The sequence below is a fragment of the Haloplanus aerogenes genome (genome assembly GCF_003856835.1).
Lineage (GTDB): Archaea > Halobacteriota > Halobacteria > Halobacteriales > Haloferacaceae > Haloplanus > Haloplanus aerogenes.
Genome location: NZ_CP034145.1, coordinates 2,454,733 through 2,466,836 on the forward strand (window position 1 = coordinate 2,454,733; position 12,104 = coordinate 2,466,836).

Here is a 12,104-nt window from a genome sequence, read left to right on the forward strand (position 1 = left end):
CGCTACGGACGTCCTCTCAGCGCTCGTCGATGAACGCCTCGATGCGGTTCAGCGCCTCCTTCAGATCCGACATGCCCGTGGCGTACGAGACGCGGAGGTGACCGTGCCCCTCCTCGCCGAAGACTCGACCGGGCACCAGCGCGACGCCCTTCTCGTGGAGGAGATCCTCCGCGAACTGCTCGTCGTCGTACGGCGCTTCGGGGAAGGCGTAGAAGGCGCCGGTCGCCTCGAAGCAGTCGAGGCCCATGTCGCGGAACCGCGAGATGACGAACCGCCGGCGGCGGTCGTACTGCTTGCGCATGTCCTGCACGTCGTCGTCACACGATTGCAGGGCTTCGAGCGCGGCGTACTGCGCCGTCGTCGGCGCCGAGAGCATCGTGTACTGGTGGATGCGGTTCATCGCGTCGATGGCCTCCGCCGGCCCCAGCGCGTACCCCAACCGCAGGCCAGTCATGGCGTAGGCCTTCGAGAAGCCGTTGAACACGATGGTCCGCTCGCGCATCCCGGGGAGCGTCGCGATAGAGGTGTGATCGCCGCGGTAGGTGAGCCCCGCGTAGATCTCGTCGGACAGCACCATCAGGTCGTGTTCTTTGGCGAACTCGGCGATCTCCGCGAGTTCGTCGCGTGTGGCCGTCGCCCCCGTCGGGTTGTTGGGGTAACAGATCATCAGCGCCTCGGCGTCCGCGGCACCGGCACGCTCCAAGTCGTCGTAGGTGAGCACGAAGTCGTTCTCGGCGCGGGTCGAGACCGGGAGCGGGTCGCCGCCCGAGAAGCGCACACCCGGCCCGTAGGAGATGTACGCCGGCGACTGGATGGCGACGGCGTCGCCGGGGTCGACGATGGCCCGGAGCGCCAGGTCGACCGCCTCGCTCGCGCCGGTCGTCACCAGAATCTCCTCCTCCGGCCCGTAGTCGAGGTCGTACCGCGTGACGTGCTCCGAGATAGCCGCTCGGAGGTCGTACATCCCGCGGTTGGTGGTGTAGGAGGTGCGGCCGCGCTCCAGCGAGTGGATGGCGGAAGCGCGCGCCTTCCACGGGGCGCTGAAGTCGGGTTCACCCACCCCGAGCGAGATGACGTCGTCCATCTCCTCCGCGAGCTCGAAGAACCGCCGAATGCCGGACGGTGGCGTGTCTCTGGCGCGTTCCGACAGCTTCATGGCGAAACCGAGAGCCGATCGTCGTCGTCGCGTTCGGTGAACTCGATCCCACGATTCTTGTAGGTCTTCATGACGAAGTGCGTGACCGTCTGGGTGACCTCCGGAATCGGTGCGATCTGTTCCGAGACGAACATGGAGACAGCGCGCATCGACTCCGCCTCGACGGTCACGTCGAAGTCGTAGTCACCCGAGACGAGGTGCAGCGCCGTCACCTCGTCGAACTTCGCGATCCGCTGGGCGACCTGCGCGTACGTCGTGTCGCGGTCGAGTTCGAGATTGAGTTCGACCTCCGCCGTGACGTGGTCCTCGTCGACCTTGCTCCAGTCGACGACGGCCTGATAGCCGGCGATGGAGCCGTTCGACTCGAGTTCGTCGAGCATCTCCTCGACCTCGTCCTGTGATCGGCCGAGCTGTCGCGCCATCGTCTCCGTGTCCTCGCGAGCGTCCTCCAGAAGTAAATCGACCAATTCCCGTTTAGCGTCCATACGGAGGGGTTGGACGCCTCAGTAAAAGGGTTTGCCTACGCGTCAGTATCCGTGTGGAACGATGGTGACACTACGTGTGCGTCGGCGTTCGAAGAGCGCCCGGCGGGGGTTCTCGGCGGCGAAAGACCGATGGTCGACGACGCCGATTTGCGGGCATGGCCCTCTCCGACGTGTTTCTGACACCGCTGGGGCTGGTCGCCCTGCTGGCCGTGGTCCCCATCGTCATCCTCTATCTCGTCCAGCCCGACCCGCGCCGAATAAAGCTCCCCACCCTCCGCCTCCTTCTCGAGGACGACGAGCGCGACGCGTCGAACCCCCTCCTCGAACGGCTTCGGCGCAGTCTCCTGCTCCTGTTGCAACTGCTGGTCATCGTCACCCTCGCCCTCGCCCTCGCCGGCCCCTACGTCACGGTCTCCGAGAGCCAGACGGTCGAGGAGACGGTGATCGTCCTCGACGGGAGCGCGAGCATGGGCGTCCAGACCGACGGCGGCACCCGTTTCTCGGCCGCCGTCGCCGCCGCCCGCGAGTCGACCACCGGCACCAACTCGGTCGTCTTTGCCGGGAGCGAGAGCCGGATCGTCCTCCGCTCCGGCGGCGTCGACGAAGTGGAGCGGACGCTCGACGGCCTCTCGGTCGCCGACACGCCGGCCGACCTCGGCGCCGCCATCTCACAGGCCGCCTCCATCGCCGGCGAAAACGCCCGCGTCGTCGTCTTCAGCGACTTCGCGGACGACACGGGGTGGACCGACGCCGTCCGATCCGCGCGCGCCAGAGACCTCCAAGTCGATCTCCAGCAGTTCGCTGGCGGAGGGGAGTCGAACGTCGGTATCGTCGACCGCGCCTTCTCGGGGCGACAGGTCACGCTCTCCGTGAAGAACTTCGGCACGTCGGAGGTCACCCGCTCGGTCGCGCTCGGCAACCAGCGCCAGTCGGTCACGCTCGGCCCCGGCGACCTCGAACGGGTGACGCTCACCGTCCCCGCCGGTGGCGGCGAGGCGCGACTCACGCCCGGCGACTCCTTCCCCACCGACGATACGGCGTACGTTTCCGCCCCCGCCGATCCGACGGTGGACGTGCTCCTCCTGACCAACGACCAGAACCGATATCTCACCACCGCGCTCTCGGTCATCGACGAGGTGCAGCTCACCGTCGACCAGCCGCCGACGACCGTCGGCGACGACTACGACGTGATCCTCTACAGCAACCTCGACTCCGAACGCCTCCTCCGGGGTAACGTCGAGGCCGGCCGCGACCTGATCGAGGCGGGCGGCGGCGTCGGCGTCCTCGCACAACCGTCGCCCCCGGACCTCCTCGGCGACCTCCTCTTACTCTCGCCGTCGGGGGTCGCCACCAACCCCTCCGTCGGCCGCGTGACGACGGACGAACTCACCCGCGGCATCGACTTCCCGCCGCCCGAGCGCTACCTCCAGGGATCGCTCGATTCCGGCACGCCCCTCGTCCAGACCGGGAACGGCACGGCGCTCGTCGCCACCCAGCAACGCGGCCAGGGGCGCGTCCTCTACTACGGCTACGTCGTGAACGACGACCCCTTCCGGTTCAACTACCAGTACCCCGTCTTCTGGAAGCGGGCGACGTTCTACCTCGCGGGGCGAGAGCCGCTCCCGACGCTGAACCGCGAAACCGGCGGCCGTCTCCAGTTCGCGAACGAGACGACCGTCGGGACGCCCGGCGGGAGCGTCTCGTCACAGGTCGTCCCGCTCGACAACGTTGGCTTTTACACCACCGCGACCCGCCGGATCGGCGTCTCGCTCTACAGCGAGAGCGAGTCCGACGTGGCCGCCGAATCGCTCGACGCTCGCAGCGACGAGACGGGCATCACCACGCGCGAGGAGGAACGGCAGGTGCCCCGGCCGCTGACGCCCATCGTCGCGCTCGCGGCCCTGCTCGTCGCCGTGGGTGAAATCGCCTACCTCCGCCGGCGGGGTGATCTCTGATGACGCCGCTCGCAGTCCGCACGACACTCGGTGACGGCACCGTCATCGGCCTCGAACGGCCGCTCCTGCTCGTGGCCCTGCCCGTCGCCATCGCCCTGTTCGTTCTGCTGATCCGCTACCGAGCGGCGGGGACGGCCTCGACGCGGAGTCGTCGCCTCCTGATCGCCTCGCGGGTCGTCGTCGCGACGCTGATCGTCGTCGCGGCCGCCGGCCCCTTTACCGTCGTCACGATGGAGACGCAGGGCGACCCCACCGTCTCTCTGCTCGTCGACCGCTCGGACAGCACGGCCGTCTCGCCGGACGTGGCCGAGGGCCTCGCGACCCGGATCGAGGAGGAGGGCGTCCCGGTCACCACCTCGACCATCGCTCAGGGGACGAACTCCCGGATCGGCGACGGCATCGCCGCCAACCTCCGCGAGAACGGCTCGGTCGTCGTGGTGTCGGACGGGCAGGTGACGGGCGGCCAGAGCCTGACCGAGACGGCGGAGTTCGCCCGCTCGCTCAACGCCACGATCAGTACCGTCACGCCCGGCCCGGCGGAGACGGAACGCTACATCACGCTCGCCGGGCCGAGCAAGGCCAGCGTCGGCGTCGAGAGTCGCTTCCTCGTGCAGGTGAACGGCGTACAGGCCGACGGCCCGGTCGAGGTAACGGTCGAAATCGACGGCACGCCCATCACGACCGAACGGATCGCGGAGGGAACGGGCAGCGTCTCCGTGAGCCACACCTTCGAGCAGACCGGGAGCCACGAGATCACGGCGGAGATCGACGGCAGCGACACCTACCCCATCAACGATCAGGCGCTGAAGACGGTCCGCGTGGTCGATCAGCCGAAGATTCTCTACGTCTCCCGTGGCAACTACTCCCTGCAGTCCTACCTGAGCGAACTCTACGACGTGGAGACGGCGGAGTCGGTGCCCGCGAACCTCGACCCCTACTACGCGGTCGTGGTCCAGAACGTCGCCGCGGGGGATCTGGGGAACGTCGACGAACTCCAGCGGTTCGTCATCGACGGCGGCGGCCTCCTGACGGTCGGCGGGCCGAACAGCTTCGAGAACGGCAACTACGCCAACTCCTCTATCGCCGCGACGCTCCCGGTCACCTTCGGCGAGTCGACGCCCGGCAGTGCCCGGATCGTCATGCTCATCGACGTCTCCGGGAGCGCGGGCGAGGGGATGCGTATCCAGAAGGCCATCGCGCTCGACGCTCTCTCGCAACTCGACGACGAGAACACGGTCGGCGTCGTCGGCTTCAACTATCAGGCGTACAGCGTCGTCGATCCTGCGCCGCTGAGCCAGAACCGTGGGACGGTACAGGATCGGATCAGGCGCCTGCAGGCCGGCGGGGCGACGAACATCGCCAACGGTCTCCGGGGGGCCGAGGAGATGCTCGGCGGCCAGCGCGGGACGATCATCCTCGTCAGCGACGGCGGCGACACCGAGAGTCGGTCCGCGGTGGTGGCGAACGCCCTCGGCCGGCAGGGCATCCGCGTCATCGCCGTCGGCGCCGGGCGCACCGTCAACGAGGGCGTCCTCCGGCGGATCGCCGAGGAATCGGGGGGGAACTACTTCCGCGCCGACGAAACCGACCGCCTCCGCCTCCTCTTCGGCGGCGGCAGCCGACGGTTCCAGGGCGAGGGGCTCACCATCGTCGATTCCGGCCACTTCATCACCAGCGGCGTGACGCTGGAGTCGAACCCCGGGCAGGTCAACGACGTGTCGATGCGCCCCGGCGCGGACTTCCTCGTCGCCGCGCCGGACGGCACGCCCGCCGTCGCCTCGTGGCGGTACGGACTGGGCCGGGTCGCCACCATCACCACCTACGGACCGGATGGCGGGCTGGACGGCCTCTTGCAACAGCCGGACTCCCTGCTCGTCTCGAAATCGGTCAACTACGCCATCGGCGACCCCGAGCGCAAGGCGTCGGGCGTGACGGACGTGGCCGACACCCGCGTCGGCGAACCGACGACGGTCATCTACCGTGGCGACAGCCCCCCGAGCGGGACGGACGCACCGTTCACCGCCGTCGACGAGGGCGTCTACCGGGCACAGGTGACGCCGACGAGTACCGGGTTCAAGAGCGTCGCCGGAGCGACCTACGCCGCGAACTACCCGGCCGAGTACGCCGCCTTCGGCACGTCGACGGCGCTGACGGAGGCCGTGCGGTCGACCGGCGGTCGGCAGTTCCAGCGCGGACAGGCCGCCGAAATCGCCGCGTTCGCCCGCCAGCAGTCGACGCGCATCCGCGACGTGCGCCAGACGTGGGACTGGGCGTTCCTCGTCGCCGGCCTCCTCCTCTTCTTGGCGGAGGTGGTCGTCCGGCGGCTTCAAGTGTACAACGGACGTACACAAACAGAGAGTGGTCTCCCATGAGCCTGATCGGTCGTTCGATTAATCTCGTCCTCGCCCTCCTCATCTGTGTGTCCGTCGCGGGCACCGCAGGTGCCACCCTGTACTACCAGGAGTCGGTCGAGGAACTCGACGCCGAGAACAGCCAACTCCGACAGCAGAACCAACAGCTCCGGCAGGACCTCCAGTCGACCCGATCCGACCTGCAGGACACCCGCCAGCGCCTCCAGGAGCTGAATCAGAGCCTCAGCACCACCCGGAGCGACGTGAACCAGGTCTCCGAGAACCTCGAAGAGACCGAAGGGGAACTGGAGTCGACGGAGGAGGAACTCGCGTCGACGCGCCAGAACCTGCAGTCCGCCCGGCAACAAGTGCAGGAACTCGAAGGCCGGGTCAGCACGCTCGAAGACCGGAACAGCGACCTCCAGTCCGAGGTCAACAGTCTGGAGTCCACGAACCAGAACCTCCGCCAGCAGCGCAATCAGCTCCAGAACGACGTGGACGACCTGAACGACGAAGTGTCGCAACTCGAAGACGACGTGAGTAGCCTCGAAAATCAGGTGAACGACCTCGAAGACGAGAACGCCAATCTCCGGAATGAGGTGCAGGACCTCCGGCAACAGCGAAACCAGGCGTGTTCCATGATCAACGGCTCCAAGCCGAGTTTCTGCCCATGAGTACGTCGGATACCGCCACCGCCGAAGAGGCGGACGACGCCGACCCGCCGACCGAGGCGCGCCGCATCCGCCGCGCGCTCACCGAGATCAGGCGCGAGGGGTGGAAGGTGGCCGTCATCTACGCCGTCGTCGACGCGACGCTCGCGACGCTGCTGGTGAACCTCGTCGCGACGTTCGTGGGTGGCGTTCCTCGACTCCCGACGCGGCTGCCCATCCCGCCGGCGATTCTCCGTTTCCTCCGGGAGACGGTGGGGGTGACGCTCGCGGAACCGACGGTGTCGAGCGCCGCCGTCGTCGGCGCCGCCGTCGGGCTTCTCGTCTTCGTCGTCGAGGTGGCGTGGCGGGTGCGACGGCCGCTGGTCGAACAGTTCGAGGCCGCCAACCCCGCACTCCGCGAGTCGCTGCGGACCGCGCGGGACGCAGTGGGCGAGGGGCGACGCCCCTCGAAGCGCCGGCCGACGGCCGGCGGCACGGACCGCCACTCGCGGATGGCCCGCCGGCTCTACGAGAGCGTCCTCGACGACCTCAAACGCTCGTCGAGCATCGGTCTCCTCGACCTCCGGCGCGTCGCGGTGACCGTCGTTCTCATCACCGCCGTGAGCGTCGCGACGATTCATCTGGCCGTCGTCGACATCACGCTCGCCGGTCTCGGTGACACGCCGGAGGCGGAGACGCCTGGCGGCGGCACCCAGTCGGACTACACCGGCCTGCAGGACGGGTCGTCCATCCTCGGCGAACCGGAGGACGTGCCGACGGGCGAGGAGAATCTGGACGCCACCGTCGACACCAGCGGGTCGGGGAGCGGCCAAGGGAGCGACGCCGAGTCGGCGGCAGCCTACGAGGACAGCGGCTTCGGCGGAGATGATGCTGTCGAGAGCCAGCGCGCCGGCTTCACGGAGCGCGAACAGCTCGAAGACGCGGAGCTGATCCGGGAGTACAACCTTCGAATACGGCAGGAAAGTCAGGAGACGGAAAACGAATGAGCGAAACGGACATCGACACGCTACAGCAACGACTCGGCCGCGTCCGCGAGGAGGTCGGCAAACGTATCATCGGGCAGCACGAGGTGCTCGAACGCCTGCTCGTCTGCATCATCGCGGACGGCAACGCGCTACTGGAGAGCAATCCCGGCCTCGGGAAGACCACCATGGTCCGGACCGTCGCCGACGTGACCGACCTCGACTTCTCGCGGGTGCAGAACACGCCCGACCTGATGCCCTCGGACATCACGGGAACCGAGATCATCCGCGAATCCGGTGGCAACCGCGAGTTCGTCTTCGAGAAGGGGCCTATCTTCGCGAACGTCGTCCTCGCGGACGAGATCAACCGCGCGACGCCGAAGACACAGGCCGCCCTGCTGGAAGCGATGCAGGAGAAGCAGGTGACGGCGGCGGGCGAGACGTACGACCTCCCGCGGCCCTTCTTCGTCCTCGCGACGCAGAACCCCATCGACCAGGAAGGGACCTACCCGCTCCCCGAGGCGCAGACGGACCGCTTCCTGCTGAAACTCGTCCTCGATTACCCCTCCTACGAGGAGGAACAGGACATCGTGAACCTCTACACCGGCGGCGGGTCGGGTGGGGCGCCCCCGCCGGTCGAGAAGGTGCTCACGCGCGAGGAGATCAAGCAGATCCAGTCGCTCGTCCGCGAGGTGCCCATCGCCGACGACGTGCGCGACCGGGCGATCCAACTGGTGCGAGCGACCCGCGAGGCGGAGACGGTCGACTTCGGTGCGAGTCCGCGCGCGAGCATGGGTCTCGTCCTCACCGCCAAGGCGCGGGCGTTCCTGCAGGGCCGCAACCACGTCTCGTGGGAGGACGTGGAGGCGATGGCGCCGCCGGTCCTCCGTCATCGCATCCTGCTCGACTTCCGGGCCGAGCGCGAGGGCCTGACCACCGACGACGTGATCGCGGATCTCGTCGACGACGTATGACCATCGACCCCGACTTTCTCGACGAACTCGATCGCTTCGAGGCTTCGATGAACCAGCAGACCACGGCGATCAAGAAAGGCGAGCGGGAGTCGCCGAGCGTCGGGGAGGGGTTGACCTTCAGCGACTACCGGCGCTACTCGCCGGGCGACGACACCCGCCTCATCGACTGGCGGCTCTACGCCCGCACGGAGGAGTTCTTCATCAAGCAGTTCGAGGAGGAGCGCAACCTCACGGTCCACATCCTGCTCGACGCGAGCGCGTCGATGGATTTCGGCGAGGGCGACGAACACAAGTTCGAGTTCGGCGCGAAACTGGGACTGAGCTACGCCTATCTCACCGCCGAGGAACACGACGACTTCCGCTTCTCCCTGTTCCGGGAGCGCCCCGAACGCATCGACACCAGCAAGTCCTCACGTGGCGAGGTGTTGGCGCTGGTCGACCGCCTCAACGAGACGGTCCCCGACGGAGAGGCGGACTTCGAGACGGCGCTCTCGGAGTACGCGGCGTCGATTCGCTCGCGGTCGCTCGTCGTCGTCGTCACCGACTGCATCGGCGATCTGGACGGCCTAGAGACGGGGCTGGCGTCGCTTTCGCGCAACGAAGTCGTCCTCGTGCAGGTGCTCTCGCCGGACGAACTCGATCCCGAAGTCGGCGGCGACACCATCTTCGAGGACCTCGAATCCGACCTGACCAGACGAACTTACTTCGGCGGGCGACTGGCGACGGAGTACCGGAGCCGCGTCGACGACTTCGTCGACGACGTGACGGGGCGGGCACAGGACCTCCGGATCACGCACGAACTCATCGCGACCGACGAGGACTTCTTCGACGCCTTCTCGTCCGTCTGGATCGGGTGACTCGTCAGGAGGTTTTTCCATCCACCCTGCCTACGGCGACTGGATGTCGTACGACGATCTCGTCGCCCGTCTGGCGGACGGCCTCGACCCGGTCCGCGTTGGAGCCTTTCCGGACGGCAGCGTCGACGACTACTACCGGCTTCGAGACGGCGAGTCGACGGTCACCTCGCGCGAGGCGTTCGCCGCGGGACTTACCGCCGGCCGCGACTCGTTCACGCTCGATCACGTGGTGACCGACGCGGGCGGGCAGTCCGTGAACGCGGCGCGGCAGGCGGCGGCGCTGGGCGACGACGTGACCCTCGCCGGCCACCTCGATCACCCCATCTTCGAGTTCGCCTTCGAGACGGTGTCGATGGGATCGCCTGCCCGCGTCCGGGTCTGTCTGTTCGACGCCGACGACGTGATGCTCGTCGAGGAGTCGGACGACCTCTCCTCGTGGTCCTTCGCGGATCTGGAAACGGCGCTGGACGTCGACGACTTTCTCGAACGCGACGCGCTCTGCTGTGTCAACTGGGCGTCGATGCCGGGACTCGGCCCGACACTCGGCGACATCGCGGCACGGGACCCCGACGGCGGCGTCTTCTGTGTCGACCCCGGACCGCTCTCGACGGCGCAGGCGGGCGACCTTCTCGACGCGCTCACCCGCCTCGACGGCGTCTACGATGTCGTGTTGAGCGTCAACGACGACGAGGCCAGACGGCTGGCGGACGCTGCGGGCAACGGGGAGTCGGCCGCGACCGACGCCGACGCTCTCGACGGCGTCCGGGCGGCGGCGGGTGCGACGGGCGTCGTCGTCCACGGCGAGGACGCCGCCGTCGCGGCGACGCCCTCGGGGAGGGTGCGGGTCCCGACGCTCGACGTGTCGCGGGCGCTGACGGAGACGGGAGCGGGTGACCGCTTCAGCGCCGGCCTCGCGCGCTCGCTGGCGGCGGGGTGGGATTGGCCCCTCGCCGTCGCCATGGGGAACGCCTGCGCCGCCTACTACGTCTCGGGGAACGGCACGGGAAGCGCCACCGACCTGCAGGCACACGTCGACGCGCATCGACCGTAGGGGAGGGCGGCTTCCCCAGAATCGAAACCCTATACTGGCCACCGGGCGGCGTACCCCACATGGGTTATCTCCAGTGGGCGCTCGTGGCGCTCGTCGCCTACTCGGCGGTCGCACCGCTGGTCGGTTTCGCGACGACCGGCGATCCGAAGATTCCGAGTTTCGTCGCCGCACTCATCACCAACGGCCTCCTCCTCGTCGCCACCATCGGCGTCGTCCTCTACGAGGGCCACTCGGTGACGACGTACCTCTCCCACCCCAAGGCGCCGTATCTCTACCTCGCCGGCCTGTTTCTGGCGGTGGGGATTCTCGCGTACTACCGCGCGCTCTCGCTCGGCCCCGTCAGCGCCGTCGTCCCCATCTTCGGCACCTTCCTCGTCGTCAGTTCCGTCGTCGGCATCGTCTTCCTGAGCGAATCGCTGACACTCCGCAAGGTGGCAGGCATCGCGTGTGCGATGCTCGGTATCTATCTGGTGTCGGTGTAGCGAGCCCCAACGATTTTGTGTTGGTTATCCGAAAACTCTGCCGTGTCCCGAACTGGTCCCCTTTCCGAGACGTGGCGGCACGCGCTCGTCGGCGGCCTCGTCGCCCTCCCCGGTACCGCCTACCTGCTCTGGCAATTGGGTAGCGAACTCTCCCTCGGCCCCGTCCTCCTCGGCGGCCTCGTCGCCGGCTACCTCCACGCAGGCGACACGTCGGCGCGCCGCTCGGTCGGCATCCGCGTCGGCCTGATCGGCGGGTTGCCGGTGCTCTGGATGCTGACCGACGTGCTCGTCGCCGTTCGTGGCGCGGCGGGGCCGGCGTGGTTCCAAGCCGCCGCCGTCGGGATGGGTGTCGGAGCGATACTAACGGTGTCCCTGCTCGCCTTCGGGCTGGCCGCGGTGACGGGCGTCGTCGGCGCGGCCATCGGTGACTGGCTGTCGCGGAAGACCGGCCGGCGACAGTCGCCCGCCACGGGCACCTGACGGGGAGTGGCTTCGACGGTGCAACAGCCGCTGACCCGATGCCGTTGCCGCTGGCCCACAGTATTTCACCGTCGCGGCTCAACTTTCGGTATGGCACTTCCGGAATCCGACTCCGAACTCGAAGACGGCGACGTAGCGCCCGACTTCGAACTTCCCGGCGTCGACGGCGAGACGTACACCCTCGACTCCTTCGACGAAGACGCCCTCCTCGTCGTCTTCACCTGTAACCACTGCCCCTACGCGCAGGCGAAGTTCGACCTGCTGAACGACATCGCGACCGAGGACGACGTGGCCGTCGTCGGCATCAACGCCAACGACGCCGAGGAGTACCCCGAGGACTCCGTCGAGAAGATGCAGGCGTTCGTCGAAGAGGGCCGCGTCGCCTACGACGCCTATCTCCGCGACGAGACGGCCGAGGTGGCCCGCGCCTACGGCGCCGTCTGCACCCCCGATCCCTTCCTCTTCCGGCGCGAAGACGGCGAGTATCGACTGGCGTACCACGGCCGCCTCGACGACGCCCTCGGCCCCGACGAGGAGGCCACCGAGTTCTACATCCGGCAGGCTATCGACACGGTGCGCGCGGGCGAGGACGTGGACCTCGACCCCGGTCCGTCGCGTGGCTGCGGGATCAAGTGGCCGTAACGTCGGCGACGGACGCGCCACCGAACGACTCACGAGCC

General features: G+C 68.1%; 12 protein-coding genes. 10 read left to right on the forward strand and 2 right to left on the reverse strand.

Features of this window, described 5'->3' with window-relative positions; genetic code table 11:
• Positions 1 to 16 precede the first annotated feature (16 nt).
• Together DU502_RS12550 and DU502_RS12555 are read right to left on the reverse strand one after the other, a co-directional pair.
• Positions 17 to 1,156: a pyridoxal phosphate-dependent aminotransferase gene (locus DU502_RS12550; protein WP_121920496.1), complete on the reverse strand. Its 1,140-nt coding sequence runs from the start codon at positions 1,154 to 1,156 to the stop codon at positions 17 to 19.
• The gene (locus DU502_RS12555; protein ID WP_121920495.1) at positions 1,153 to 1,641 is read right to left on the reverse strand and encodes an Lrp/AsnC family transcriptional regulator; all 489 of its coding nucleotides are present in this window, start codon (positions 1,639 to 1,641) and stop codon (positions 1,153 to 1,155) included. Before DU502_RS12555 ends, DU502_RS12550 begins: the two co-directional genes overlap by 4 nt.
• Before the next feature lie 155 nt (positions 1,642 to 1,796).
• On the opposite strand from DU502_RS12555, the gene DU502_RS12560 reads away from it, so the two are divergent.
• From DU502_RS12560 to DU502_RS12605, 10 genes are all read left to right on the forward strand, one after another.
• The gene (locus DU502_RS12560) at positions 1,797 to 3,596 is read left to right on the forward strand and encodes a vWA domain-containing protein (RefSeq protein WP_121920494.1); all 1,800 of its coding nucleotides are present in this window, start codon (positions 1,797 to 1,799) and stop codon (positions 3,594 to 3,596) included.
• Positions 3,596 to 5,968 (forward strand): VWA domain-containing protein, encoded by a 2,373-nt coding sequence (locus DU502_RS12565; RefSeq protein WP_121920493.1) that lies wholly within the window; start codon positions 3,596 to 3,598, stop codon positions 5,966 to 5,968. Before DU502_RS12560 ends, DU502_RS12565 begins: the two co-directional genes overlap by 1 nt.
• Positions 5,965 to 6,621 (forward strand): chromosome partitioning protein, encoded by a 657-nt coding sequence (locus DU502_RS12570; protein WP_121920492.1) that lies wholly within the window; start codon positions 5,965 to 5,967, stop codon positions 6,619 to 6,621. Before DU502_RS12565 ends, DU502_RS12570 begins: the two co-directional genes overlap by 4 nt.
• On the forward strand, positions 6,618 to 7,604 hold the full coding sequence (locus DU502_RS12575) for a DUF7502 family protein (RefSeq protein ID WP_121920491.1): 987 nt from the start codon (positions 6,618 to 6,620) through the stop codon (positions 7,602 to 7,604). The genes DU502_RS12570 and DU502_RS12575 overlap by 4 nt, the downstream gene beginning before the upstream one ends.
• Positions 7,601 to 8,554, forward strand: a complete 954-nt coding sequence (locus DU502_RS12580; RefSeq protein ID WP_121920490.1) for an AAA family ATPase — start codon at positions 7,601 to 7,603, stop codon at positions 8,552 to 8,554. The genes DU502_RS12575 and DU502_RS12580 overlap by 4 nt, the downstream gene beginning before the upstream one ends.
• Entirely contained in the window at positions 8,551 to 9,411 is an 861-nt protein-coding gene (locus DU502_RS12585) for a DUF58 domain-containing protein (RefSeq protein ID WP_121920489.1), read from the forward strand. The genes DU502_RS12580 and DU502_RS12585 overlap by 4 nt, the downstream gene beginning before the upstream one ends.
• A 43-nt stretch (positions 9,412 to 9,454) precedes the next feature.
• Entirely contained in the window at positions 9,455 to 10,462 is a 1,008-nt protein-coding gene (locus tag DU502_RS12590; protein ID WP_121920488.1) for a PfkB family carbohydrate kinase, read from the forward strand.
• A gap of 59 nt (positions 10,463 to 10,521) precedes the next feature.
• Complete coding sequence (locus tag DU502_RS12595) at positions 10,522 to 10,944, forward strand: EamA family transporter (protein WP_121920487.1); 423 nt, start codon at positions 10,522 to 10,524, stop codon at positions 10,942 to 10,944.
• Positions 10,945 to 10,986: 42 nt separating this feature from the next.
• Entirely contained in the window at positions 10,987 to 11,424 is a 438-nt protein-coding gene (locus DU502_RS12600) for a DUF5518 domain-containing protein (RefSeq protein ID WP_121920486.1), read from the forward strand.
• Between the two features lie 90 nt (positions 11,425 to 11,514).
• Entirely contained in the window at positions 11,515 to 12,066 is a 552-nt protein-coding gene (locus DU502_RS12605) for a thioredoxin family protein (RefSeq protein ID WP_121920485.1), read from the forward strand.
• Positions 12,067 to 12,104: the final 38 nt, after the last annotated feature.